At 48.9% G+C, this 26,025-nt stretch carries 21 protein-coding genes and 2 pseudogenes; all 23 read left to right on the forward strand.

Annotated features, from left to right (window positions below; translation table 11 throughout):
- Position 1 precedes the first annotated feature (1 nt).
- The 23 genes and pseudogenes from fliR (at position 2) to D5E69_RS10315 (ending at position 25,926) form a co-directional block, all read left to right on the forward strand.
- Positions 2-778 carry a flagellar biosynthetic protein FliR gene (gene fliR / locus D5E69_RS10205; RefSeq protein WP_048004041.1) on the forward strand — a complete coding sequence of 259 codons (777 nt, stop codon included), beginning with the start codon at positions 2-4 and terminating at the stop codon, positions 776-778.
- Position 779: 1 nt separating this feature from the next.
- Complete coding sequence (flhB, locus tag D5E69_RS10210) at positions 780-1,877, forward strand: flagellar biosynthesis protein FlhB (protein WP_048004040.1); 1,098 nt, start codon at positions 780-782, stop codon at positions 1,875-1,877.
- A 5-nt stretch (positions 1,878-1,882) separates the two neighbouring features.
- The gene (gene flhA / locus D5E69_RS10215) at positions 1,883-3,919 is read left to right on the forward strand and encodes a flagellar biosynthesis protein FlhA (protein ID WP_159129617.1); all 2,037 of its coding nucleotides are present in this window, start codon (positions 1,883-1,885) and stop codon (positions 3,917-3,919) included.
- Positions 3,916-4,986 (forward strand): flagellar biosynthesis GTPase FlhF, encoded by a 1,071-nt coding sequence (flhF, locus tag D5E69_RS10220; RefSeq protein ID WP_159129618.1) that lies wholly within the window; start codon positions 3,916-3,918, stop codon positions 4,984-4,986. Before flhA ends, flhF begins: the two co-directional genes overlap by 4 nt.
- Entirely contained in the window at positions 4,983-5,837 is an 855-nt protein-coding gene (locus tag D5E69_RS10225; RefSeq protein ID WP_048013082.1) for a MinD/ParA family protein, read from the forward strand. Before flhF ends, D5E69_RS10225 begins: the two co-directional genes overlap by 4 nt.
- A pseudogene (locus tag D5E69_RS10230) lies at positions 5,824-6,868 on the forward strand (protein-glutamate methylesterase/protein-glutamine glutaminase). Before D5E69_RS10225 ends, D5E69_RS10230 begins: the two are co-directional and overlap by 14 nt.
- 15 nt (positions 6,869-6,883) lie before the next feature.
- Positions 6,884-8,914, forward strand: a complete 2,031-nt coding sequence (locus tag D5E69_RS10235; RefSeq protein ID WP_159129619.1) for a chemotaxis protein CheA — start codon at positions 6,884-6,886, stop codon at positions 8,912-8,914.
- A 13-nt stretch (positions 8,915-8,927) separates the two neighbouring features.
- Complete coding sequence (locus D5E69_RS10240) at positions 8,928-9,368, forward strand: chemotaxis protein CheW (RefSeq protein ID WP_048004034.1); 441 nt, start codon at positions 8,928-8,930, stop codon at positions 9,366-9,368.
- 1 nt (position 9,369) lies between these two features.
- Positions 9,370-9,993 carry a chemotaxis protein CheC gene (locus D5E69_RS10245; RefSeq protein ID WP_048004033.1) on the forward strand — a complete coding sequence of 208 codons (624 nt, stop codon included), beginning with the start codon at positions 9,370-9,372 and terminating at the stop codon, positions 9,991-9,993.
- Positions 9,993-10,487, forward strand: coding sequence for a chemotaxis protein CheD (locus D5E69_RS10250; RefSeq protein ID WP_048004032.1), 495 nt, complete (start codon positions 9,993-9,995; stop codon positions 10,485-10,487). The genes D5E69_RS10245 and D5E69_RS10250 overlap by 1 nt, the downstream gene beginning before the upstream one ends.
- Before the next feature lie 34 nt (positions 10,488-10,521).
- On the forward strand, positions 10,522-11,292 hold the full coding sequence (locus D5E69_RS10255) for a FliA/WhiG family RNA polymerase sigma factor (RefSeq protein ID WP_048004031.1): 771 nt from the start codon (positions 10,522-10,524) through the stop codon (positions 11,290-11,292).
- A gap of 4 nt (positions 11,293-11,296) precedes the next feature.
- Complete coding sequence (locus D5E69_RS10260) at positions 11,297-11,566, forward strand: hypothetical protein (protein WP_048004030.1); 270 nt, start codon at positions 11,297-11,299, stop codon at positions 11,564-11,566.
- A gap of 94 nt (positions 11,567-11,660) precedes the next feature.
- Positions 11,661-12,098, forward strand: coding sequence for a DUF6115 domain-containing protein (locus D5E69_RS10265; RefSeq protein ID WP_048013088.1), 438 nt, complete (start codon positions 11,661-11,663; stop codon positions 12,096-12,098).
- A 174-nt stretch (positions 12,099-12,272) separates the two neighbouring features.
- Entirely contained in the window at positions 12,273-12,980 is a 708-nt protein-coding gene (gene rpsB, locus D5E69_RS10270; RefSeq protein WP_048004028.1) for a 30S ribosomal protein S2, read from the forward strand.
- A gap of 122 nt (positions 12,981-13,102) precedes the next feature.
- Positions 13,103-13,984 carry a translation elongation factor Ts gene (tsf, locus tag D5E69_RS10275; RefSeq protein ID WP_048004027.1) on the forward strand — a complete coding sequence of 294 codons (882 nt, stop codon included), beginning with the start codon at positions 13,103-13,105 and terminating at the stop codon, positions 13,982-13,984.
- 78 nt (positions 13,985-14,062) lie between these two features.
- Positions 14,063-14,788, forward strand: coding sequence for a UMP kinase (gene pyrH, locus D5E69_RS10280; RefSeq protein ID WP_048004026.1), 726 nt, complete (start codon positions 14,063-14,065; stop codon positions 14,786-14,788).
- The gene (gene frr / locus D5E69_RS10285; RefSeq protein ID WP_048004025.1) at positions 14,788-15,345 is read left to right on the forward strand and encodes a ribosome recycling factor; all 558 of its coding nucleotides are present in this window, start codon (positions 14,788-14,790) and stop codon (positions 15,343-15,345) included. Before pyrH ends, frr begins: the two co-directional genes overlap by 1 nt.
- Positions 15,346-15,568: 223 nt before the next feature.
- On the forward strand, positions 15,569-16,360 hold the full coding sequence (gene uppS / locus D5E69_RS10290; RefSeq protein WP_048013089.1) for an undecaprenyl pyrophosphate synthase: 792 nt from the start codon (positions 15,569-15,571) through the stop codon (positions 16,358-16,360).
- Positions 16,360-17,148, forward strand: a complete 789-nt coding sequence (locus tag D5E69_RS10295; protein ID WP_048004023.1) for a phosphatidate cytidylyltransferase — start codon at positions 16,360-16,362, stop codon at positions 17,146-17,148. The genes uppS and D5E69_RS10295 overlap by 1 nt, the downstream gene beginning before the upstream one ends.
- Before the next feature lie 38 nt (positions 17,149-17,186).
- A pseudogene (gene dxr, locus D5E69_RS10300) lies at positions 17,187-18,328 on the forward strand (1-deoxy-D-xylulose-5-phosphate reductoisomerase).
- A 101-nt stretch (positions 18,329-18,429) separates the two neighbouring features.
- Positions 18,430-19,695 carry an RIP metalloprotease RseP gene (rseP, locus tag D5E69_RS10305; protein WP_048004021.1) on the forward strand — a complete coding sequence of 422 codons (1,266 nt, stop codon included), beginning with the start codon at positions 18,430-18,432 and terminating at the stop codon, positions 19,693-19,695.
- A 111-nt stretch (positions 19,696-19,806) separates the two neighbouring features.
- Complete coding sequence (locus D5E69_RS10310; RefSeq protein WP_159130341.1) at positions 19,807-21,513, forward strand: proline--tRNA ligase; 1,707 nt, start codon at positions 19,807-19,809, stop codon at positions 21,511-21,513.
- A 93-nt stretch (positions 21,514-21,606) separates the two neighbouring features.
- Entirely contained in the window at positions 21,607-25,926 is a 4,320-nt protein-coding gene (locus D5E69_RS10315) for a PolC-type DNA polymerase III (RefSeq protein WP_159129620.1), read from the forward strand.
- Positions 25,927-26,025 lie beyond the last annotated feature (99 nt).

Consider the following 26,025-nt stretch of genomic DNA (forward strand, 5'->3'; position numbering starts at 1 on the left):
CATGGAGCAGCTTGTCCCGTTATTATCGGTTTATTTATTGATATTTGTCAGGGTTTCGTCCTTTTTCATCACCATGCCCCTGTTTTCCTACAGAACCATCCCGGCTCAGCATCGACTCGCATTTTCTGCCGTCATTTCGTGGGTGATGTATTATTCCGTGGAAGCCACGGCGTTTGACATCAACGGTCAGTACATTTTGTTGATCATGAAGGAAGCGCTTGTCGGCCTTCTGATCGGGTTTATCGCCTACATGATCTTATCCGCCGTGCAGATTGCCGGGGGATTGATTGATTTTCAGATGGGCTTTGCCATAGCGAATGTAATTGACCCTCAAACGGGTGCTCAAAGCCCCCTCATGGGGCAGTATCTTTATACATTCGCCCTGTTATTGTTGTTGACGTTGAACGGTCATCATCTTTTGTTGGATGGGATCTTCTACAGCTACAGGCTCATCCCCATCGATCAGGCGTGGATCCCGTTCGGGAACGAGGATATGGTGGATTACGTCTTGAAGGCGTTCAATTCCATGTTCATCGTGGCCTTCCAAATGTCGATACCTGTCGTTGCGACACTTTTTCTTGTCGATGTGGCACTGGGGATCGTAGCGCGTACCGTTCCGCAGCTCAATATCTTTGTTGTCGGATTCCCCATCAAGATTGCGGTATCGTTCATCATTCTCTTCATTGTCATGGGCGTCATGTTTGCGGTGATGCAGAAGTTGTTCGGGATGATGCTCGTTACCATGAGGGACTTAATGAACATCATTGGAGGCACTTAAATTGAAGCAATTGAAACTGGACCTGCAGTTTTTCAGTGGGGAGAAGACCGAAAAGGCAACGCCTAAGAAACGGGACGATGCCCGCAAGAAAGGTCAGACCGCCAAGAGTCAGGATGTGAATACGGCGATCATTCTCCTGTCGGTATTCATGTTCATGCTCTTTGGCGCCTCATTTCTAGGGGATGTGGTGTTTGATCTTTTCCATCAGACGTTTCAGGAGTATATGCTCATGGACCTTACCGAGAAGAGCATCCGTGTAATCACCCTCGATATAATGAAAGAACTCGCCTTGCTTCTCGGACCCATCATGCTCGTCGCGTTGATTGCCGGACTGGTGGCCAACTATATCCAGGTGGGGGTGATGTTCACGGTAGAGCCGATCCAGCCAAAATTGGAAAAGATCGATCCGATCAAAGGATTTAAACGGATCTTTTCCCTGAGGGCGATTGTTGAGCTCGTGAAATCCATCCTTAAGATCGGATTCGTTGGAACCATCACATTCGTGGTCCTTTGGATCAATATTGATAAGGTATTGAGCCTCTCCTTTAAATCAGTGGGTGATTCCTTGCTGACCATGGGGAAGCTTACCGTCCAGATGGGCATCGCAGCCTCGATTGCACTTCTGTTCCTCTCCCTCTTTGATTTCCTCTATCAGAGATATGACTTTGAGAAGAATATTAGGATGTCGAAGCAGGATCTGAAGGATGAACATAAAAACATTGAAGGCGATCCGCTGATCAAATCGAAGATCAAACAAAGACAGCGGGAGATGGCCATGAGGAGGATGATGCAGGAGGTTCCCCAGGCGGACGTCATCATCACGAATCCAACGCATTTTGCCATCGCCCTTAAATATGATGAAAAGAAGATGGATGCGCCGTACGTTGTGGCAAAGGGTGTCGACTTCCTTGCACAAAAAATCAAATTCATCGCAAGTGAGCATGGTGTTGTCACCATTGAAAACCGACCGCTGGCAAGAGCCCTCTATGATGCAGCAGATATAGGGGATGCCGTCCCGGAAGAATTTTTCAAAGCTGTGGCAGAAATCCTTGCCTACGTATACAGAACCAAAAAATCACATGCCATACATAGGGAGTGAGTAATATGCCAGCAAGAGATCTATCCGTTTTAGCGAGTGTCATCTTGATCGTCGCCATGCTGATCATCCCGTTTCCGGGGTGGCTGCTGAGTGTGTTGATCATCATTAATATATCACTTGCCCTCCTTGTGCTCCTTATCTCCATGAATATGAATGAACCATTGCAATTCTCGATATTTCCGTCGCTCCTGTTGCTGCTGACGCTATTCAGACTTGGTCTAAATGTTTCCACAACGAGGTCGATCCTTAGTAAAGGGGAAGCAGGGGGCGTTGTGGAAACATTTGGAACATTCGTAGTCGGAGGAAACGTCCTCGTCGGGCTCGTAGTATTCGTCATCTTGATCGTGATCCAATTCATCGTCATCACGAAGGGGTCAGAGCGTGTATCAGAAGTGGCCGCCCGGTTTACCCTTGATGCGATGCCCGGGAAACAGATGAGCATCGATGCCGACCTGAATGCTGGGATGATCTCGGAACAGGATGCCCGCACACGCCGTGAAAAAGTCGGAAGAGAAGCCGACTTCTACGGTGCGATGGACGGGGCATCGAAGTTCGTTAAAGGGGATGCCATCGCCGGGATCGTCATCGTCATGATCAATCTGATCATGGGGATCATCATCGGGATGACCCAGATGGGCCTTCCCATCGCAGAGGCTGCTACAAAATTTTCACTTTTGACCGTCGGTGATGGGATCGTAAGTCAGATCCCGGCCCTATTGATTTCAACGGCAACAGGGATCGTCGTCACCCGTGCTGCCTCTGAAGGGAACCTAGGGCAGGATATCATGAATCAGCTCCTCGCTTATCCCGTCATGCTCTATGTGGCGGCATCGACGATCTTTTTACTTGGTGTGTTCACACCGATTTCATTCCTCGTTACCGTGCCGATCGCAGCTGCCCTTGCCCTTGGCGGCTACATGGTATCCAGGACGCCGAAGCAGGATGAAGCAGATGTGATGGAGATGGAAGAAGAATTGGAACATGAGGAAATGAAAAGTCCTGAAAGTGTCGTGAACCTGTTGAATGTAGATCCAATCGAATTCGAATTCGGGTACGGGCTCATTCCCCTTGCAGATTCCAATCAGGGAGGGGACCTTCTTGACCGGATCGTCATGATCAGAAGGCAGCTTGCCATCGAAATGGGTCTCGTGATTCCGGTTGTGAGGATCAGGGATAATATTCAACTGCAGCCGAATGAGTACCGTCTGAAAATCAAAGGCAACGAAATGGCGAAGGGTGAGCTGCTCCTTGATCACTATCTCGCCATGAGTCCGGGGATCGACGATGGATCGGTGGAAGGAATCGATACGATCGAACCATCATTCGGACTCCCGGCAAAATGGATCTCAGAAGAAATGAAGGAACAGGCCGAAATCTTCGGTTATACAGTGGTCGACCCGCCTTCTGTCGTATCCACTCATTTGACGGAAATCATTAAAACCCACGCGCATGACCTACTTGGAAGGCAGGAAACGAAGCAGTTGATCGATCATCTGAAGGAATCGTATCCGATCCTGGTGGAGGAAGTGACGCCGAATCCACTTTCCATAGGTGAAATACAAAAAGTACTGGCGAAATTATTGAAAGAGCATGTTTCAATCAGGAATCTTCCGGTGATTTTCGAAACCCTCGCCGACTATGGAAAAATGAGCTCCGATACCGACCTGTTGGCAGAGTACGTAAGACAAGCCCTAGCAAGACAGATCACCAGCCAGTACGCAGGAGATGAAGCCATGCTTAAGGTTGTGACCGTATCAGGCAAGGTGGAGAAGAAAATTGCCGATAGTATACAACAGACAGAGCATGGAAACTTCCTGTCCCTTGATCCCGGTGACTCACAGGAGATTCTTGAAAGCGTGGCGTCACAGGTCGAACAGGTTTCCCTCATGGAAGAATCACCGGTCATCCTCTGCTCTCCTGCTGTCCGCATGTACGTCAGGCAGATGACCGAGCGCTACTTCCCGCAGGTTCCGATCCTTTCTTATAATGAGCTCGAAGCAAACGTTGAAGTACAAAGTCTAGGGGTGGTGAATATTTCATGATGGTCAAAAAATACAGAGCCGACTCAATGAACGACGCCATGGCGAAGGTTCGGAAGGATCTTGGTTCAGATGCAGTGATTCTCCATTCGAAACAGATCCAAACGGGAGGCATACTCGGCTTCTTCAAAAAAAGGGGCGTGGAGGTCATCGCTGCTCTCGATCCGGATCACTCGGAGGAGGAGGCTCCCGTGAAAGTGGAAAGGGTCCAAGATCCCGCCCCCCAGCCTGCAATCAATCAGCAGCTCGGTGAACTGAAAGGCATGATCGCCGCATTATCTACGTCGATGACGGATCATTTCCCTTCTCCCGTATCGGATATCCTGGATTCTTTTAAAAAACAGGGGGTGAAGGAAGAATACCTGTTGGAACTTGGAAACCGGCTTCAGCGGCTTCCGGAAGAAACCTACATCGAAAGCACAGTAGCCTACCTTACCGAGCGCTTGGAGAGTGTTGCTATGGGTGGGATGACCTTTTCTCATAAGTATATCAATCTCATGGGACCGACCGGGGTAGGAAAGACCACGACCCTTGCGAAACTGGCGGCTGAAGCCGTGATCGAGAAAAGAAAAAAAGTGGCCTTCCTGACGACGGATACATACCGGATCGCTGCGATCGAACAGTTAAAAACCTATGCATCCCTTCTGAACGTACCGGTTGAAGTAATCTATAAGGCGGAAGATTACAGGGCGGCAATGGAGAAATTTAGGGACTGCGATCATATTTTTATCGACACGGCGGGCCGTAACTACCGGGAAGAACATTACGTGACGGAACTCAATAACCTGATTGACTTCAGTACCGATATGGAGTCCTACCTCGTTCTCTCCCTTACCAGTAAGGAAGAAGATATGAAAGAGATCGCTACTGCGTTCTCGTCTATGAAGATCGACCGCTTCATATTCACCAAACTTGATGAAACTTCAAGCATGGGATCGATTTTCAACCTCATCCTTGAGACGGGAATCGGTGCCGCGTACGTGACAACAGGTCAGGATGTGCCGGAAGACATCGAACCACTCGGGGCCGGGGACATTGCCCGGCTGATGATGAAAGGGATCCGACCATGAATGATCAGGCACATAAACTCAGACAAAGGATGAATGAAAGTGCAAGGACGTATGCTGTCGTGAGCGGTAAAGGTGGAGTCGGGAAGTCGAATATCACGACGAACCTGGCCATCCTTCTGGGGAAAAGGGGGAAACGGGTCCTGCTGTTCGATATGGATATCGGAATGGGGAATGTGCATCTTCTCCTGGGAAGCCACAGGAAATACTCCGTGATGGATTATATCGAGGATGGGAATAAGACGATTCACGACGTGGTATGCAAAGACGTGCACGGTATCTCCTATATATCCGGGGGCAACGGATTGAAGGACTTGGTGGAATGGCACGGCGAACGGATGGACCGCTTTTTTGAAGGGCTCAAAGAGCTCATGAGGCACTATGATTATATTTTATTCGATATGGGCGCCGGGGCTACGAGTGCGTCCATCGAGTTCCTGCTGTCAGTCGATGAGATCATTGCCGTGACCACACCTGAACCCACGGCCATGACCGACGTATATTCCATGATGAAGTATATTTTCCTGAGAGACCGCTCAAGGGAGATTTCGATATTATGCAATCGGGCTTCGACGAAACGAGAGGGAAGGGAAACGCTCATCAGGCTTAAACACACGGTAGGAAAATTCCTTTTAAAAGAGGTAACGGACCTCGGCTTCCTCCCTGAAGATCCGACTGTGCGAAAAGCTGTGGTGAATCAGGTGCCCCTGGTCATCGGATATCCTGCTTCAGCAGTATCAAGAAGTCTCAAGGACGTGCTGGATGTCCTGATTCCGACGGGGGTAAAGGTGAAGAAATCATCCTTTATAGAAGGCTTCCGAACGTTTTTCAAAGGGGTTGATGCAGTTGATTAAGGTGCTGGTGGTGGATGATTCTGCGTTCATGAGGAAGCTGATCAGCGACTACCTCAGGTCCGAGGCTTTGATTGAAGTCATCGGTACCGCGCGCAACGGGGAGGATGCCGTCAAGAAAATCAAACGGCTGAGACCGGATGTCGTGACATTGGATATCGAAATGCCCGTCATGAACGGTCTTGAAGCACTCAAGGTCATCATGGATGAGCACCCTGTCCCCGTCGTGATGCTCTCCTCGACAACCAAAGAAGGCGCTGATGAAACGGTGAAAGCCATGAGCATCGGAGCTGTCGACTTCCTTGCCAAGCCTTCAGGGACGATTTCCCTTGATTTGTACAAAGTCCAATCCGATATAGTTAGAAAGGTCATTGAAGCGAGCAAGGTGAACATGGGGAAAATGGTTTTCGATCAGAAGCGTTTCATGCCGGTTGAAGTGCCGAAGATGAATGGGCTGGCTGATGGGGACGCCCTGATTGCCATCGGAACCTCGACGGGGGGCCGCGGGCTCTCCAAAAGGTGCTCGCGGAACTCCCGCGTTCCATCCCCGCTCCCATCGTCATTGTGCAGCATATGCCCCCGGGTTTACGAAATCTCTTGCTGCAAGGCTCGATGGCCTGAGTGACATTACCATTAAGGAAGCGGAGCAAGGAGAGAAGTTGCAGAAGGGGACGGCGTATATCGCACCGGGCGGTGAACATTTGAAAATCGTGTCGAAAGGGGACGGTCTATTCGCCCAGCTTGATAGGGGAGAGCCCGTAAATGGGCACCGCCCTTCCGTTGATGTATTATTTGCATCCATCGCCGACCTTGGCCATCAGAACACCATCGCGGTCATTATGACGGGCATGGGCTCTGATGGAACGAAGGGACTTGCCTCCTTGAAAGGAAAGGGCAGGGTGAGGGTCATCGCCGAAGCGGAAGAAACCTGCATCGTGTATGGAATGCCTAAGGCCGCCGTGGCCGGAGGATATGTGGATCGATCGGTGGAACTGGGAGAGATTTCTCAGTCCATCCTGAATTATTTGAGGTAAGGGAGTGTAAAGCTGATGGAGATGAGTCAATACCTGGAAATATTTATAGAAGAAAGCAAAGAAAACCTTCAGGCGTGCAATGAACAGCTGCTGGCACTGGAGAAGCATCCGAATGATCTTTCGATTGTCAATGAGATCTTCCGCGCAGCTCATACACTTAAGGGAATGGCTGCAACGATGGGGTACGACGATCTAGCGAATCTCACTCATAAGATGGAAAACGTCCTGGACGGAATCAGGAACGGTGTGCTGGCCGTGACACCCGGGATTTTGGATGTCGTGTTTCAGGCCGTGGACGATCTGGAAGCAATGGTATTCTCCATTGCCGATGGCGGCGACGGCAAGCGGGATGTGTCAGATGTAGTCCGTTTATTGCAACAGATCGAGAGTGGAGATGCCCCAGGGACAGCAGCGGAACAGGAAGTGGCTGCAACGGCAACGGCCCTTCCCTCACGACTTACATATGAAGCGTACGAACAGACCGTGATCGAGGAAGCGATCGAACAAGGCTTCAAATGCTTTGAAATCTCGGTTTCCCTTAGGGAAGACTGCCTCCTGAAGGCCGCGCGTGTATATATGGTATTCGAACTCCTTGAGAAAGACGGGGAAGTAATCAAGTCGGATCCTCCAGTAGATCAGCTGGAAGAAGAACGGTTTGATCGGGATTTCACGGTTTCGATCCTTACAATGGAATCGGCTGAAAGCATGGCCGGTAAAGTAGAGAGCGTTTCCGAGATTGACCGGGTGAGCATTTCTCCTATTGAGACGGGAACCTTCCGCAGTTCAGAAGACACCTTCACGGAGCCTTCTCCTGAGAAAATTCAGCACGAGATTGTGGAGGAGTCAACTCCCCGGTTGAAGGAAGAGAATGCAGAAAACGTGAAGAAGGCTGCCCCTTCCTCAAAGACCATCAGGGTCAACATCGACAGGCTCGATATTCTGATGAATCTATTCGAGGAACTGGTCATCGACCGGGGAAGACTTGAGGAGATTTCCAAACAATTCGATAATCCGGAACTGAATGAAACGGTTGAACGGATGACCAGGATCTCAGGCGACTTGCAATCCATCATCCTGAACATGAGGATGGTACCGGTGGAGACGGTATTCAACCGATTCCCCCGTATGGTACGTCAGCTCGCCAAGGATCTAGACAAGCAGATCGAACTGAAAATCGAAGGGGCTGAGACGGAGCTGGACCGCACCGTCATCGATGAAATCGGTGACCCGCTCGTCCACTTGATCCGGAATGCCATTGATCACGGCATCGAGACCCCGGAAGTCAGAACGAAGCACGGAAAAGAGCCTTTTGGAACAGTCAAACTGAAAGCCTATCATAGCGGCAACCATGTGTTCATCGAACTGGAAGACGACGGGGCAGGAATCAATAAAGAAAAAGTCCTTCAAAAAGCCATTGATAAAGGCATTGTCTCCTCGGATCAGGCTCTGACGCTTTCTGACCGACAAATCTATGAGCTGATCCTTTCGTCAGGATTCTCAACAGCGGAAAAGCTATCGGATATTTCCGGGCGTGGAGTAGGATTGGATGTTGTGAGATCTACGATCGAATCGCTTGGAGGTTCCATCACGATTGATTCGACTGTCGGAGAGGGATCAAGATTTTCGATCCAGTTGCCCCTTACACTGTCCATCATCGCCGTCATGCTCGTCGATGTGAAGTCCGAAAAATATGCCATTCCTCTGTCGTCCATAATCGAAACGGCCATCATCAAAAAGGAAGATGTCCTCCACGCGCACAATCAAAAGGTGATCGATTTCAGGGGCAAGGTCGTTCCGCTACTTTTCCTGGAAGAAGTATTCGAAGTCCCTTCTGAAGGGGATGAAGCCGATCAATATTCGATCGTACTCGTGCGAAAAGGCGAGAAGACGGCGGCACTGGTCGTCGATTCATTCATCGGGCAGCAGGAGGTCGTCCTGAAATCCCTTGGACATTATCTCAACGATATCTTCGCGATTTCCGGTGCCACCATTCTCGGAGATGGGCAAGTGGCTTTGATCATCGATTGCAACGCATTAATCCATTAAGGAGGTCTGCTCTATGACCGAGGTCATGACAGAACAAACCAAACTGATCGTGTTTCAGCTTCATGATAAGGAATATGCTTTGGAAGTGGAAAATGTCCGCTCCATTGAAAAGTTGGAGCACATCACCCGGGTACCGAAAACACCGGAATATGTAAAGGGCGTCATCAATCTCAGGGGTGTAGTGACACCCATCGTCGACCTACGGGTGCGCTTCGGCCTTTCATCCGTTCAGGACACGGAACATACACGCGTCATCATGGTCATTCTCGAGGACAAGGAAGTGGGGCTCATCGTCGATGCTGCAAACGACGTCCTCGATGTCCGCACAGAAGATATCGAAGACTCACCTGACGTGGCCGGTGTTCAGGAAGCGGATTATGTGGCGGGGGTTGTCAAATTGGATAAGAGGCTCTTGATCCTCCTTCACCTGGATAAGGTCCTACAGGCACTTTGACGTGGAATACAACAACATTACAACAGGGCATCTGGACGTACTGAAGGAGATAGGGAATATCGGGGCGGGCCATGCAGCAACCTCCCTATCTTCCCTGCTTGATAAGAAGATCGATATGAAGGTTCCTGCAGTCGACATGGTGTCTTTTGATGAAATGACGGAGCTTGCGGGCGGGGCTGAAACGATTGTTGTCGGAATCTTTTTAAGGATCCAGGGAGAGGTAACGGGCAATATGTTCTTCCTTCTTCCTCTTGAACAGGCCACCCGCTATGTTCAAATCATGTTGAAGGACCCCTCCTATACATTCCAGAAACCGCCTTATGAAGATATCGCCCTTTCTGCCATCCAGGAGCTCGGCAACATTGTAGCGGGCGCATATCTGTCTTCCCTATCCGACTTCACGGGATTATCGATCCATCCTTCTGTGCCGGCCGTTTCGGTCGACATGGCAGGTGCCATGGTCGGGTACGGTCTTCTCGAGATATCGAGGGTCGGTGATCATGCCCTCGTCATCGATACAGCCCTTAATGAAGAAGGGACAAAGGGCATCAAAGGGAACTTCTACCTTATTCTTGATCCTGAATCCTTCTCCATCGTTTTCAACTCGTTGGGAGTCGACGCGTGATGGGGACGGATTCGGTCGTCAAAGTAGGGATTGCCGAAATGAAACTCGTCAGGGGGACAGGTTCGATCCGAACGACCGGGCTCGGGTCCTGTGTCGGTCTTGTCCTTTATGATGGACGGATCCATTTGGCGGGTATGGCCCACGTCATGCTTCCGGACTCATCCTTCACAAAAGAAACGACAGTCAATCCCGGCAAATATGCAGATCTGGCCATACCGGGTCTCGTAGACCTCATGAATCGACATGGTGCGGATCCTTCAAGACTCGTCTGCAAAATGGCAGGCGGAGCTCAGATGTTCCAGGCGGCATCTGGGAGCGATATCATGCGAATCGGCCCGAGGAACGTGGAAGCAGTCAAAGAACAGCTGGACAGACTGAATATCAGAATCATCGCTGAAGACCTCGGGGGCAATAAAGGAAGAACCATTGAATTTTTCCCTGAAACCGGAATGTTGCAAGTGAGGACGGTGTATGAAGGAACAAAGGAAATGTGAGGACCAGGACGGGTCCTTGGAAAGGAGGGGTAATATGTCCCGACAACCGGATCGGAACGAAGAACAACCATACTGGGATAGATGGATCCACAACCGAGATACAGAGGCAGGGGATATGCTCGTCAAGAAATATATGCCCCTTGTTTCATATCATGTTCAACGAATTTCAGTCGGCCTCCCGAAAAACGTTTCAAGAGAAGATATCAAAAGCCTTGGTCTTATGGGGCTATTGGATGCACTGCAAAAATTCGATCCCACGAGAGATCTCAAGTTCGATACATATGCCTCTTTCAGGGTCAGGGGAGCCATCCTCGATGGCCTCAGGAAAGAAGACTGGCTCCCTCGGTCCACAAGGGATAAGGCCAAGAAGATCGAAGCCAGGACAGTGGAACTCGAGCAATCCCTTTTACGCCATGTGACACCGGAAGAAGTCGCCGCGTCCCTTGAAATGACGACAGATGAAGTCTATCAGGCAGCCAATGAGCATTTCTTTGCAAATGTCCTATCCATGGATGAACAGCTCTCGGCGGATGAAAGTGAATCTTCCTCCTTCTCTCTTAAGGATGAACGGGTCTTTTCACCGGAGGAAGCGACCGTCAAACAAGAAAACATGGAAGAGCTTGAAAAAATGATTCTAAAACTATCAGAGAAAGAGCAGCTCGTGCTAAGCTTGTTTTACAAGGAAGAATTGACCTTGACGGAAATCGGTCATGTTATGAATTTATCCACATCGAGAATCTCGCAGATCCATTCAAAGGCCATTTTCAAGTTGAGGAATTTCCTGAAACCTGAAGCAGGGGGATGATAGGATGACTCTCAAGGCGATCGAACTTCAGGTGGCGCTCCCGAGGACATTCGAAGCAGGGAAAGTGACGGAACAAGCGCAGCAGCTCGGTCAGTCAATCAATCATGGCGCATCCCTCGGGATGCAAAAGGAGACATATAAGCACCGCCATACGGTCAATCGTACGAAAGGAAAGGCTATCTTGGCACGCAGCGGGAAAGATCCCCTTTCGGATGATGGGAAACGGGAAGGGCATCATCCGTTCAAAGGAAAAGCGATCGATTACAGTGGATGATGGAAAGACTGTTCCGGAGGAGACCGGGGCAGTTTTTCCTTGTAGTGCCATTATGGAAGTGGAAAATGAAGAATGATAACAGGGAGATCCATTTATGATGTTTTTAATTGTACTATCAATCTTATTGAATCTCGTGGCCCTCTTTGCCATCATCCTCCTATATGTCAGGCAGAACCGCCTCCTCGCCCTCGACAGCCAGCAAAAGAGAAGGGTGACAGAAATGGAGGAACTCATGTCTGCCTATATGGCGGAATTGAAGGAGGAGAATGATACCTTTCTGCGTTCCTTGGCAAATGATGTGCCGGCTGATGTGGAGAGTGTGACAGAGCCCCCATCCATGGTTCGAAAAAAGGCAATGGACGCTTATCAGTCGGCCCCGTCAATTGACCCGACGGATCAATCCGATGCAGCGGAACCCGATATAGTGAGGATGTACCGCGCGGGTGTTTCAATAGATGAAATCGCACGGGCCTCTGGCGTAGGAAAGACGGAAGTGGAGCTTTTCCTGAAGTTCAACAGGGATACCGAATAATTTTCTCCTAAAATCGCATCAAGCCCTTGATTGGATAAAAGAGGTATGCTATAGTATTCATGGTGTGATTACACACGTTTCCTGATTGAGGCAGATGGTGCTATTTTTAATAGTTTCTGCTCCAAGATGATGGAGACGGAGGATAAAAACAAAAACCATTAGGAGGAACCACACATGTCAGTCATTTCAATGAAACAATTGCTTGAAGCTGGTGTACACTTCGGACACCAAACTCGCCGTTGGAACCCTAAGATGAAGAGATACATCTTCACAGAGCGTAACGGCATCTACATCATCGACCTTCAAAAAACCGTTAAAAAGGTTGAAGAAGCGTACAACTTCGTGAAAGAACTAGCTGGTAACGGCGGTAAAGTTCTTTTCGTAGGAACAAAAAAACAAGCGCAAGAATCTGTTAAAGATGAAGCAGAGCGCGCTGGTATGTACTACATCAACCAACGTTGGTTGGGTGGAACACTTACTAACTTCGAAACAATCCAAAAACGTATTTCACGTCTTAAGCAAATCGAAAAGATGGAAGAAGACGGTACGTTCGAAGTACTACCTAAGAAAGAAGTAGTACAACTGAAAAAAGAACACGAACGTCTTGTGAAATTCCTAGGCGGAATCAAAGATATGAACACGCTGCCTGATGCACTATTCATCATCGATCCTCGTAAAGAGCGTATCGCTGTTGCGGAAGCACGCAAGCTTAACATCCCTATCGTAGGTATCGTTGATACAAACTGTGATCCGGATGAAATCGATGTTGTCATCCCTGCGAATGATGACGCGATCCGTGCGGTTAAGCTTCTTACAGGAAAAATGGCAGATGCCATCCTTGAAGCGAAACAAGGTGAAGAAGCAGCTGTAGCAGCTGAGTAATGATGAAAAGGTGATAAGAGGGCTTACCCTTATCACCTTTTTTTAAAGAGGAATCAGACTATCTTTTATGGTAGTTCACTGCAGGGAAACCTGCGATAGATAATTTAAGGAGGAAACCCACTATGGCAATTACTGCACAAATGGTTAAAGAACTTCGTGAAAAAACCGGCGCTGGAATGATGGACTGTAAAAAAGCGCTAACAGAAACTGGCGGAGATATGGAAAAAGCAATCGACTTCCTACGTGAAAAAGGAATCGCGAAAGCAGCTAAAAAAGCTGACCGTATCGCAGCTGAAGGTACAACGTTCATCGCAAGCGAAGGAAACACGGCAATCATCCTCGAAGTGAATGCTGAAACAGATTTCGTTGCGAAAAACGAAAACTTCCAAAACCTTGTTAAAGAACTGTCTGCTCACCTATTGGCTACCAAGCCTGCTTCCGTTGAAGAAGCAATGGATCAAAAAATGGAAAACGGTTCAGTTGTTAGTGAGTTCATCAATGCGGCAATCGCGAAAATCGGAGAGAAAATCACTCTTCGTCGCTTCGAAATCCGCACCAAAGATGACAATGCAGCGTTCGGTGAGTACCTCCACATGGGTGGACGCATCGCTGTTCTTGCTGTAGTGGAAGGTACGACTGATGCTGCTGTAGCAAAAGACGTTGCTATGCATGCTGCGGCTCTTAACCCTAAATACGTTTCACGTGATCAAGTGTCTGCTGAAGAAGTGGCGCATGAGCGTGAAGTTCTTAAACAACAAGCACTTAACGAAGGCAAACCTGAAAACATCGTTGAAAAAATGGTGGAAGGTCGCCTAAGCAAGTACTTCGAAGATATCTGTATCCTTGACCAGCCTTTCGTTAAGAATCCAGATCAAAAAGTACGTCAATTCCTTGAATCTCACAAAGCGACCCTTACAGACTTCATCCGCTATGAAGTAGGGGAAGGCCTTGAGAAACGTCAAGAAAACTTCGCTGAAGAAGTTATGAGCCAAGTGAAGAAATAATTAACCGATTCGCTGTAGGGAACACATCGTGTGTTCCCTATTTTTCAAGAAAAATCTTATTTACATACGGAGGTTCCCATGAGCGTTCCAAAATATAAACGTGTCGTGCTTAAATTAAGTGGAGAAGCCCTAGCCGGTGAAGACGGCTTCGGCATCAACCCGTCCGTGATCAAAAACGTGGCGGAAGATGTAAAGGAAATTGCCGAACTCGGTGTGGAAGTCGCAGTCGTCGTTGGCGGCGGAAACATCTGGAGAGGCAAAATCGGCAGTGAGATGGGTATGGACCGGGCATCTGCCGACTATATGGGGATGCTCGCAACGGTTATGAACTCATTGGCCCTTCAGGACAGCCTGGAGCAGGTCGGTGTCGAAACGAGGGTTCAGACTTCCATCGATATGCGTCAAGTAGCCGAACCATACATCAGAAGAAGGGCGATCCGCCACCTGGAGAAGAAGAGGGTAGTCATCTTTGCAGCCGGTACCGGTAACCCTTACTTCTCAACAGATACTACAGCGGCTCTACGTGCTGCAGAAATCGAAGCAGAAGTCATCCTGATGGCGAAGAACAATGTGGACGGCGTCTATTCCGCCGATCCGATGAAGGATGCCAATGCCGTGAAATATGACAAGCTTTCATATCTTGATGTGTTGAAGGAAGGTTTGGCAGTCATGGATTCAACTGCTTCATCCCTATGTATGGACAATGATATACCGCTTATTGTATTCTCTATTATGGAAGATGGAAACATCAAAAAAGCCGTAACAGGCGAAAATATCGGTACAATCGTAAGGGGGAAAGAATAATGGCAGAAGCAATCATTTCAAACGCAAAAGAAAGAATGACTAAAGCAATCCAAACGTATTCACGTGAACTGGCGACAATCCGGGCGGGACGCGCGAACGCATCCCTTCTTGATAAGATCACCGTTGATTATTATGGTGCGCCTACACCGGTGAACCAACTGGCAGGTATCTCGATTCCTGAGGCCCGTATGCTTGTCATCCAACCTTATGATAAAACAGCATTGGGCGATATCGAGAAAGCGATCCTCAAATCCGATCTCGGCATCACCCCGAATAGCGACGGGAATATCCTCCGCATCATCATTCCAGCTTTGACCGAAGAACGTCGTAAAGAACTGGTCAAACGCGTGAAAAAAGAAGCGGAAGATGCGAAAGTGGCCATCCGTAACATTCGCCGTGATGCAAACGAAGAACTGAAGAAACAGGAAAAAGCGGGCGAGATCACGGAAGATGATCTTCGCAGCTACTCTGAAGATGTACAGAAGGCAACGGATGAGAGCATTGTGAAGATTGATGGAATTGCAAAAGATAAAGAGCAGGAAATGCTAGAAGTATAATGCAAGAGTACCGCCGACCTCAAAGCGAAACCCGCTTGGTCGGCTTTTTTTACACTACATAATGATCGATCACCCACCGGCTTCCCTTGGATCTTTTCCCTTGAAAAATATCTGAACAGGATTGGCAGGGAATGGTATAATCGAATTTCATGGAGATATCTTTTGTGATTTTTGTTATGATAGTAGAGGTAAATATTTTTAGGATTGTTGGTGGAGGATTTTTATGCTAAACAAGCTTAAGCAATGGAAGCGGCAGCAAGGTTCAGAAGACTATGATGAACGGTATAGGGAGTTGAAGAATCACCCGATCCCGGAACATATCGCCATCATCATGGATGGTAACGGGAGATGGGCCAAGAAACGGGCCATGCCCAGAGTTGCCGGCCATCATGAAGGAATGAAATGTGTAAGGAGGGTGACCAGGCTGGCGAATGAGCTCGGCGTGGGCACTTTGACTTTATATGCTTTCTCGACAGAAAACTGGAAGCGTCCGAAAATGGAAGTGGAATTCCTGATGAAACTTCCCGAAGAATTTCTTGGAACATTCCTTCCGGAGTTAATCGAGGAAAATGTACAGGTGAAGATGATGGGTGCGACTGACGCAATCCCTGAACACACGAAGCGGGCTGTACAGAAAGCAATTGAAGAGACTAAAGAGAATGACGGCCTTATCTTGAACTTCGCTTTGAATTATGGAAGCAGATCTGAAATCCTCGATGGGGTGAAGCATGTCTTAAATGATGTAAGAAGTGGAATACTGGATGAAGAACAACTGACAGAAGAGGTGTTTTCCACTTATTTAATGACAAAGAACCTCAAGGATCCCGATCTGCTCATACGGACAAGCGGAGAAATACGTTTGAGTAATTTTATGCTTTGGCAGCTCGCTTATACTGAATTCTGGTTCACGGATGTATTGTGGCCAGACTTCGGCAAGGAAGAGCTTGTGGAAGCCATTGAGGCCTATCAGGGCCGCTCAAGGAGATTCGGCGGGTTACAAAGCGAGGAGTCCTAATGAAACAGCGAATTATTACAGCGGTCGTCGCAGCGGCGATCTTCTTGCCGATCATCTTGGTTGGTAAGATACCATTCATCATCCTGATGTATGCCATTGCATCCATCAGTCTCTATGAAGCACTTAAAATGAGGGGCCACGGGATCATGACGATACCAGGTTTATTATCCCTTGCCCTCCTATGGATCTTTTTGATCCCGAATGAAACCATCGATGTCATTGCGGACTTCGGATACTCCAAAATGGAGTTTGCGTTCATTGCCGTATTATTACTGCTTGTCTATACGGTGATCACGAAGAATCGCTTCACCTATGACGACGTCGGTTTTCACTTATTAAGTCTATTATATGTAGGAATTGGATATTTCTATTTCATCGAGATCCGCATGCTGTCAAATGGCGCTCAGCTTATCTTCTATGCCCTGTTCATCATCTGGGCTACGGATTCCGGAGCCTACTTTATCGGAAGGGCCATGGGGAAGAAAAAGCTATGGCCGCATATTTCTCCGAATAAAACGGTGGAAGGATTCATCGGCGGGATCGTGTCGGCTGTCATCGTCGGGGTCATCATCACATTTTTCACCGACCTTGGCATCTCGATGCCGAAGCTGATCATCAGCACGGCGATACTCTCCATATTCGGTCAAATGGGAGATCTGGTGGAATCTGCCCTTAAAAGGCATTACGGCGTCAAGGATTCCGGTAATCTCCTTCCGGGACACGGGGGCATGCTCGATCGTTTCGACAGCCTGTTATTCGTCCTCCCACTGCTGCATTTTCTATTATAAAGATAAAGAGAGCAACATATCTGTAAGGAGTGGAGTCATTGAAGAGTATTAGTTTAATGGGGGCCACCGGTTCCATCGGGATCCAGACACTCGATGTCATCCGGCAGCACCCTGAAGAGTTCCGTCTTTCGGCCGTATCAGCTGGCCGGAACATGGACAAGACAAGGGACATCATCCGTGAGTTCAAACCGTCGCTTGTCTCTGTCCAACTGAAAGAGGATGCAGAGAAACTCCGTGCAGAATACGGCGATATCACCATCCTCCATGGAGAAGATGGGCTGATCGAGACGGCGTGCTTCCAGGATGCTGATGTCCTGGTCAATGCGGTACTCGGTAGCGTAGGCCTACATCCGACTTTGAAGGCCATTGAAGCCGGTAAGACGATTGCCATCGCCAATAAGGAAACCCTCGTAACAGCAGGGCACCTGGTCATGGAAGCGGCTGTGAAGAAGGGCGTACATCTTCTTCCTGTCGACAGCGAACACTCTGCGATCTTTCAGGCGCTTCAAGGGGAACATACAAAAAATATCGAAAAACTGATCATTACCGCTTCCGGAGGGAGCTTCCGTGATAAATCAAGGGATGAGCTTGTCGGCGTGACGGTAGACGATGCGCTGAATCATCCGAACTGGTCTATGGGGCGAAGATCACCATTGATTCGGCAACCATGATGAACAAAGGTCTTGAAGTCATCGAAGCCCACTGGTTGTTTGATTTGCCGTATGATCAGATCGACGTCGTGCTGCACCGTGAAAGCATCATTCATTCCATGGTTCAGTTCCACGATTCATCGGTCATGGCCCAACTGGGCACACCGGATATGAGGGTACCGATCCAATATGCCCTCACGTATCCAGACAGGATGCCTCACCCAAATGGGAAGAGATTGAACCTTGTGGAAATCGGGAAGCTTCACTTCGAAGAGATGGATACGGATCGGTTCAAATGCCTTGGATTTGCCTATGCAGCCGGCAGAGAAGGAGGCAGCATGCCGACTGTGCTGAATGCAGCAAACGAAGCAGCGGTCGCGCTCTTCCTAAAAGGGGCGATTTCATTCCTGCAAATCGATGACTTCGTCGAGCGGGCATTGAATGGCCACGTCACGATCCAAAGGCCGGACCTCGGAACGATCCATGAGATCGACCGGAACACGAGGAAGCTGGTCGATTCCTGGGTGTAAAGGGTATGTTTTCCCGCGATGATACGTATGATGATAATGTACAACCCTTCATTTACATTTAAATCTGTGTAGTTTAACAGGTTGCAAAGGTGGTTATTTACATGCAAACAGTCATAGCCTTTATCGTGATCTTCGGGGCATTGGTTTTTTTCCATGAGTTGGGGCATCTGATTTTTGCCAAGCGTGCAGGGATTCTTTGCCGGGAGTTTGCCATCGGGTTTGGTCCAAAGGTGTTCTCATTCAAAAAAAATGAAACCGTCTATACGATCCGCCTGCTTCCATTGGGGGGATTCGTCCGAATGGCTGGAGAAGATCCAGAAATGGTCGAACTGAAGGCAGGACACCGGATCGGTCTTCTGTTTGATCAGGATGAAAAAGCTTCCAAGATCGTATTGAACAATAAGGACCGCTATCCGAACATCCGCGTCATTGAAGTGGAAACGGCGGATCTTGAAAGAGAGCTGATCATCAAGGGGTATGAAGATGATGAAGAAGAATTAAGGACATTCCCGATTGCACGGAACGCTGTCATCGTCGAAGACGGTACAGAGTCACTGATAGCACCATGGGATCGTCAATTCGGGTCGAAATCACTGCCGAAGAGGGCTATGGCCATCTTCGCAGGTCCACTGTTCAACTTCATTCTGGCTTTCTTCATTTTCATTCTGGTGGGGTTCCTGCAAGGGGTACCGACCAATGATCCCGTGCTTGGTGATCTGACGGATGATGGTGCAGCGAAAGGATCTGGCCTTCAAAAAGGCGATGTGGTCCTGAGCATCGACGACAGTGAAATCTCCACGTGGGAAGATATTGTCGGTGTGATCCAGAAGCACCCCGGCGATGAACTCGTCTTCACCGTCGAAAGAGGAGGGGCGACACAGGATATCTCTGTTACGCCTGAGCCTCAAAAGGTAGAAGGGGAAGAAGAAATCGGTAAGATCGGCGTGCACAACCCGATGGAAAAATCACCGTTGAAGGTCGTTTCTTCCAGTGCGGAGCAAACCTATGAAATGGGCAAGCTCATCTTCGTTCTCTTAGGCAAACTCGTGACGGGTGAATTCTCCATCGATGCCCTCAGCGGACCGGTCGGGATCTATCAATCCACCGATGTCGTCGCACAGTCAGGTATCTATGACCTGATGAGATGGGCAGCCATACTCAGCATCAACCTTGGAATCATGAACCTCCTGCCGATTCCAGCCCTGGACGGAGGAAGACTCCTGTTCTTCGCAGTTGAAGCCCTGAGGGGGAAACCGGTGGACCGCAAGATGGAAGGAATGGTCCATTTTGTAGGGTTCGCGCTCCTCATGGTCCTGATGCTCGTCGTCACATGGAATGATATACAACGATTCTTTATACAGAATTAGTATGATTGGCAGTTTCATCCAATTGGGTGATGCTGCCTCTTGCATTGCTCGGAGAAAATCGAGTACATATGAATGAACAATAAAAATATTATGGTAACTGAGGTGCTCAGAATGAAACAATCACAAACATTGATCCCGACCTTGAGGGAAGTTCCGGCCGATGCAGAAGTCAAAAGTCATCAGCTTCTCCTGCGAGCGGGATATATGAGGCAAAATGCGAGCGGAATCTATAGCTACCTGCCACTCGGAACGAAAGTACTGAAGAAGGTAGAAGCCATCATCCGCGAGGAGCTTGAAGCAGCGGGTGCAGCAGAATTACTGATGCCGGCCTTGCAGCCTTCTGAACTTTGGAAGGAATCTGGACGCTGGGGGACATATGGGCCTGAACTGATGAGGATGAATGACCGGCATGACCGCGAGTTCGCACTGGGAGCAACCCATGAAGAAATGATCACGAGCCTGATCAGGGATGAAATAAAATCGTATAAACGATTGCCTTTGACACTCTACCAGATCCAAACGAAATACCGTGATGAGAAGCGTCCACGATTCGGCCTTCTGCGCGGAAGGGAATTCATCATGAAAGATGCCTACTCCTTCCACTCTTCACAGGAGAGTCTCGATGAAACCTATGACCGACTCTACCAGGCCTATTCGAATATCTTCACACGTTGTGGATTGGACTTCAGGGCCGTTATCGCAGATTCAGGGGCCATGGGTGGGAAGGATACCCATGAATTCATGGTCCTTTCAGAAATCGGGGAAGACACGATCGCTTATTCCGATACATCCGATTTCGCTGCCAATATTGAAATGGCGGAAGTCGCTGATACGTATGAGCTTTCACATGAAGACATGCTGGATCTTGAAAAGGTTTCAACGCCTGATACGAAGACCATCGAAGATGTTTGCACGGTGTTTGATAAGCAACCGAAAGAGTGCATCAAAAGCCTTCTGTTCAAGGCGGATGAAGAGTATGTGCTCGTCCTTGTGCGCGGTGACCATGAAATAAACGACATCAAACTGAAGAACCTTCTCGGTGCTGATCAAGTCGAGCTTGCCACCGCTGAAGAAACGGTGAGCGTACTCGGTAGCGAAGTAGGTTCCGTCGGTCCTTTCTCCATCCCTGCTGAAGTGAAAATCATGGCCGATCAGGCTGTTAAATACGTTCGCAATGGTGCAGCGGGTGCCAATGAAACAGGATTCCATTTCATCAATGTGAATGTGGAAAGAGATGTGGAGGCCATCACCTTCGCAGACCTGCGCTTCATTCAAGAAGGAGACCCGTCACCAGACGGCAAGGGAACGATCCAATTCGCAAGGGGGATCGAAGTCGGGCATGTCTTCAAGCTTGGAACCAAGTATTCTGACAGCATGGGCAGCACCTATCTCGATGAAAACGGCCGTTCACAGTCCATTATCATGGGTTGCTATGGCATCGGGGTTTCAAGGACGGTTGCAGCGGTTGCTGAACAGTTCAATGATGACAGAGGCCTAGTATGGCCAACGAATCTCGCGCCGTATGACGCCCATGTGATTCCGGTCAATATGAAAGATGATGCCCAGAGACAGCTGGCTGAAGAATTATACGGTGCGCTTAAGCAAGCAAGATTTGATGTCCTCATGGATGACCGAGCAGAGCGCCCAGGCGTGAAATTCGCCGATTCTGATCTGATCGGCCTTCCGTACCGCATCACGGTCGGCAAGAAGGCTGCTGAAGGAATCATTGAATTGAAAGTCAGGAAAACAGGTGATATGCTTGAAGTTCATAAAGATGAATTAGTGAAAACACTTCAAGAACTTTCTGAAACGAATTAAAGGGATGAAGGGCTTGACTCCAGTGGTTGTACCTCTGCCGTCGGCCCTTTTCCTCTGAGGATATAGAAACGCATTAAAGGGGGAGTGAGAGAAATGGAAGAGAGATCCCTGAGCAAAAAAGAACGATTTCAAGTGCTACTATCCCAGCTTGGGATGACAGGTGATGATGTGGTTCAGTACTTCAACAATGCTGAAATTGAAAAATTGTCCGTTTATAGAAAAGAGAAAAAATGGCATTTTCATTTCGCGATGGATCAGATCATCCCATGCAAGGTGATGAACCAATTTTCAAATGCTCTGAGGTCTTCGTTCAAGCATATCGCCCAGGTGGGATTTTCGGTAAAGGTCCTCAACACGGAAGCGACCGAACAGCACATCCTGGATTATTGGACAGAATGCATCAAAGAAGTACAGGGCATATCACCGCCTCTGCTGAAGATCCTCAATACGCAGAAGCCGAAGATACAGGGCAATAAAATCGTCGTGCAGGCTTCCAATGATACAGAGGCGACACAGCTGAAGAAAAAATATAGCGACATCATCTGTTCTGCATTCGAACAGTTCGGATTTCCCCGCCTCATGCTGGATGCCGAGGTAGGACAGGCTGAGGCTCAAAATAGTGATTACGAGAAATTCCTTGAAGAAAAGCTCAAGGAAGACCAAGAACGGGCCAAACAGGCACTCATCGAAATGGAGAAGGCTGAGAAAGAAGAGGCCGCAGGGATTCCAAGCGGACCCTTCATGCTCGGGTTGTCGATCAAGGACGACGCAGAGTTCAGGAAAATCGAAGACATCCTCGATGAGGAGAGGCGCATTGCCGTCGAAGGCTATGTATTCGACTGTGAAACGCGTGAGCTGAGAAGTGGCCGTACGCTCCTCACATTCAAGGTGACGGATTACTCTAGCTCGATCCTCGTGAAGATGTTCTCCCGTGACAAAGATGATGCAGCCATCATGAATACGATGAAGAAGGGGATGTGGGTCCGCTGCAGGGGAAGCATCCAAAATGATACATTCGTCCGCGACCTCGTCATGATCGCCAATGATGTAAATGAAATCAAGCCGGTACTGAGACTCGATACGGCACCTGAAGACAAGAAGAGGGTGGAGCTCCACATGCATACCCCGATGAGTCAGATGGATGCTGTATCATCCGTCAGTTCCCTTGTGTCACAAGCAAAGAAATGGGGGCATAAAGCGGTTGCCATCACCGATCATGCCGTAGCACAATCTTTCCCGGAAGCGTTCAGTGCGAGCAAGAAGAATGATATCAAGGTCCTGTATGGCATCGAAGCGAATCTAGTCGATGACGGGGTGCCCATCGCCTATAATGACAGGGACCGTATGCTGGAAGACAGCACCTATATTGTATTCGATGTGGAAACCACGGGTCTTTCCGCCGTATACGATACCATTATCGAACTCGCAGCCGTAAAGATCAGAGACGGGGAAGTGATTGATAAGTTTGAGCGCTTTGCAAATCCCCATCACCCCCTTTCCACAACAACGATCGACCTGACGGGTATCACCGACGATATGGTGAGGGATGCACCTGAGATCAATGATGTGCTGAAGGAATTCCATACCTGGGTGGAGGATGATATCCTTGTTGCCCATAATGCATCATTCGATATGGGGTTCTTGAATGCAGGATACAAGAAAGCGGGTCTTCCCAAAGCGGCCAATCCAGTGATCGATACGCTGGAGCTTGCACGGCTTCTTTACCCTCAATTCAAAAATCACCGCTTGAATACCCTTGCGAAGAAGTTCGATGTCGAACTCACCCAGCATCACAGGGCGATCTATGATGCGGAAGCCACTGGGTACCTCCTTCTCAAAATGCTGAAGGATGCATCTGAGAAGGGAATCATGAATCACAACCAATTCAATGATTACATGGGGAAAGGGGACGCCTATAAACGTTCAAGGCCATACCACTGTACCCTGATTGCCCAAACGGAAGAAGGGCTTAAGAACCTGTTCAAGCTTGTATCGATCTCCCATATGCATTATTTCTTCCGGGTACCGCGCATCCCGCGGTCACAGCTCCAGAAACACCGTGCCGGCATCCTGGTCGGATCGGGCTGCGATAAAGGGGAAGTGTTCGAAGGAATGATGCAAAAAGGAATCGAAGAAGTGCTTGAAACAGCTGAATTCTACGATTACCTCGAGGTTCACCCGAAAGAAGTCTATCAGCACCTGATCGAACTGGATCTCGTGCAGAGCACGAAAAACCTGGAGGATATCATCAAGAATATCGTCGATCTCGGAGAACGGATCAATAAGCCCGTTGTGGCGACAGGTAACGTGCATTATCTGAATGAAACCGACAAGATTTATCGAAAAATCCTTGTGAGCTCCCAAGGAGGGGCGAATCCCCTCAATCGCCATGAGCTCCCCGATGTGCATTTCCGCACCACGAATGAAATGCTGGATGCCTTCTCCTTCCTAGGAAAAGAGAAGGCCGAGGAGATCGTGGTCGAGAACTCCAACAAGATCGCCGACATGATCGACTCGATCAAACCGATCAAAGATGACCTTTTCACCCCTAAGATCGAAGGGGCAGATGAGGAGATGCGTCGCATGAGCTATGAGATGGCCAAGAGCATTTATGGGGAAGACCTTCCTGAAATCGTCGAAGCTCGCCTTGAAAAAGAGTTGAAAAGCATCATCGGCCATGGGTTCGCCGTCATCTATCTCATTTCTGCCAAACTCGTTAAGAAGTCACTGGAGGATGGATATCTTGTTGGATCCCGTGGATCCGTCGGCTCATCATTCGTCGCCACGATGACAGAGATCACAGAAGTGAATCCACTGCCGCCGCATTATGTGTGTCCGTCCTGCAAAAAATCGGAGTTCTTCGATGACGGGTCCGTTGGTTCGGGCTTCGATCTGCCGAATAAGGATTGTTCGGATTGTGCGATGCCATTCAAAAAAGATGGCCACGATATCCCATTCGAGACATTCCTCGGATTCAAGGGGGACAAGGTTCCCGATATCGATTTGAACTTCTCGGGAGAATACCAGCCTAAAGCCCATGATTACACGAAGGTGCTTTTCGGAGAAGACAACGTATATCGTGCGGGGACGATTGGTACAGTAGCCGAGAAAACAGCCTATGGATATGTCAAAGGGTATGCCGGTGACAACAATCTGCAGATCCGCGGGGCAGAGGTCGATCGCCTCGTCAGCGGGTGTACAGGCGTGAAGCGGACTACCGGGCAGCATCCTGGGGGGATCATCGTTGTCCCGGATTATATGGACATCTATGATTTCTCGCCGATTCAGTTCCCGGCGGATGCGAGTGATTCGGAGTGGCGTACCACTCACTTCGATTTCCATTCCATCCATGATAATCTCCTTAAGCTCGATATCCTAGGGCACGATGATCCAACGGTGATCAGGATGCTTCAGGACCTATCGGGCATTGATCCCAAGACGATCCCGACGGATGATCCTGAAGTAATGAAGATATTCAGCGGCACGGAGTCCCTCGGGGTGACCGAGGAGCAGATCATGTGTAAAACGGGTACTTTGGGGATTCCCGAGTTCGGTACAAGATTTGTCCGGCAGATGCTTGAAGATACGAAGCCGACAACATTCTCTGAACTTGTCCAGATCTCCGGTCTTTCCCACGGGACCGATGTATGGCTGGGGAATGCACAGGAATTGATCCATAATAAAATATGCAATCTGAGTGAGGTTATCGGTTGCCGGGATGATATCATGGTCTACCTCATCTATCAGGGTCTCGATCCTTCATTGGCATTCAAGATCATGGAGTTCGTCCGTAAAGGAAAAGGGCTCCAGGATGAATGGGTGGATGAAATGAAGAATAACGGTGTCCCTGACTGGTATATCGACTCCTGCCTGAAGATCAAGTACATGTTCCCGAAAGCCCATGCTGCCGCATACGTTCTGATGGCAGTAAGGATTGCGTACTTCAAAGTCCACCATGCCCTTCTGTACTATGCCGCCTACTTCACCGTTCGTGCAGAGGACTTCGACATCGAAGCCATGGTGAGGGGCTCGCAGGCAGTACGGGCTAAGATCGAAGAGATCAATGCCAAAGGACTGGATGCCTCACCGAAAGAGAAGAACACCCTCACCGTCCTTGAACTCGCCCTTGAGATGTGTGAAAGGGGCTACCAATTCCAGAAGGTGGATCTATACCGCTCGGAGGCAGCCGAATTCGTCATCGACGGCGACACCCTCATCCCGCCATTCAATGCGATACCGGGGCTGGGGACAAATGCCGCCCTCAATATCGTGAAGGCGAGGGAAAATGGAGAATTCCTCTCCAAAGAGGATCTGCAGCAAAGGGGCCGGGTATCCAAGACCATCATCGAATATCTGGATAATCACGGATGCCTGGAGTCCTTGCCTGAGAAAAACCAGCTGTCCTTGTTCTGACCAGGATGAAACGGAATTTTATTTGCATAAAAATATCGGTTATGGTATATTTTTATTGGAAATACTAAGGATAGCTCTAACGTCGAAGAGTGGGGTCGC

It is taken from the genome of Rossellomorea marisflavi (genome assembly GCF_009806575.1).
Taxonomy (GTDB): Bacteria; Bacillota; Bacilli; order Bacillales; family Bacillaceae_B; genus Rossellomorea; species Rossellomorea marisflavi_A.

What these genes read in the sequence shown, in the direction of transcription:
- D5E69_RS10310 (WP_159130341.1), top strand. Translation starts at nt 19,807, where the DNA reads ATGAAACAATCACAAACATTGATCCCGACCTTGAGGGAAGTTCCGGCC.
- pyrH (WP_048004026.1), top strand. Translation starts at nt 14,063, where the DNA reads ATGAGCGTTCCAAAATATAAACGTGTCGTGCTTAAATTAAGTGGAGAA.
- D5E69_RS10240 (WP_048004034.1), top strand. Translation starts at nt 8,928, where the DNA reads ATGACCGAGGTCATGACAGAACAAACCAAACTGATCGTGTTTCAGCTT.
- D5E69_RS10295 (WP_048004023.1), top strand. Translation starts at nt 16,360, where the DNA reads ATGAAACAGCGAATTATTACAGCGGTCGTCGCAGCGGCGATCTTCTTG.
- D5E69_RS10255 (WP_048004031.1), top strand. Translation starts at nt 10,522, where the DNA reads ATGTCCCGACAACCGGATCGGAACGAAGAACAACCATACTGGGATAGA.
- D5E69_RS10265 (WP_048013088.1), top strand. Translation starts at nt 11,661, where the DNA reads ATGATGTTTTTAATTGTACTATCAATCTTATTGAATCTCGTGGCCCTC.
- frr (WP_048004025.1), top strand. Translation starts at nt 14,788, where the DNA reads ATGGCAGAAGCAATCATTTCAAACGCAAAAGAAAGAATGACTAAAGCA.
- D5E69_RS10315 (WP_159129620.1), top strand. Translation starts at nt 21,607, where the DNA reads ATGGAAGAGAGATCCCTGAGCAAAAAAGAACGATTTCAAGTGCTACTA.
- rseP (WP_048004021.1), top strand. Translation starts at nt 18,430, where the DNA reads ATGCAAACAGTCATAGCCTTTATCGTGATCTTCGGGGCATTGGTTTTT.
- tsf (WP_048004027.1), top strand. Translation starts at nt 13,103, where the DNA reads ATGGCAATTACTGCACAAATGGTTAAAGAACTTCGTGAAAAAACCGGC.
- D5E69_RS10235 (WP_159129619.1), top strand. Translation starts at nt 6,884, where the DNA reads ATGGAGATGAGTCAATACCTGGAAATATTTATAGAAGAAAGCAAAGAA.
- fliR (WP_048004041.1), top strand. Translation starts at nt 2, where the DNA reads ATGGAGCAGCTTGTCCCGTTATTATCGGTTTATTTATTGATATTTGTC.
- uppS (WP_048013089.1), top strand. Translation starts at nt 15,569, where the DNA reads ATGCTAAACAAGCTTAAGCAATGGAAGCGGCAGCAAGGTTCAGAAGAC.
- rpsB (WP_048004028.1), top strand. Translation starts at nt 12,273, where the DNA reads ATGTCAGTCATTTCAATGAAACAATTGCTTGAAGCTGGTGTACACTTC.
- flhF (WP_159129618.1), top strand. Translation starts at nt 3,916, where the DNA reads ATGATGGTCAAAAAATACAGAGCCGACTCAATGAACGACGCCATGGCG.
- flhA (WP_159129617.1), top strand. Translation starts at nt 1,883, where the DNA reads ATGCCAGCAAGAGATCTATCCGTTTTAGCGAGTGTCATCTTGATCGTC.
- D5E69_RS10225 (WP_048013082.1), top strand. Translation starts at nt 4,983, where the DNA reads ATGAATGATCAGGCACATAAACTCAGACAAAGGATGAATGAAAGTGCA.
- D5E69_RS10250 (WP_048004032.1), top strand. Translation starts at nt 9,993, where the DNA reads ATGGGGACGGATTCGGTCGTCAAAGTAGGGATTGCCGAAATGAAACTC.
- D5E69_RS10260 (WP_048004030.1), top strand. Translation starts at nt 11,297, where the DNA reads ATGACTCTCAAGGCGATCGAACTTCAGGTGGCGCTCCCGAGGACATTC.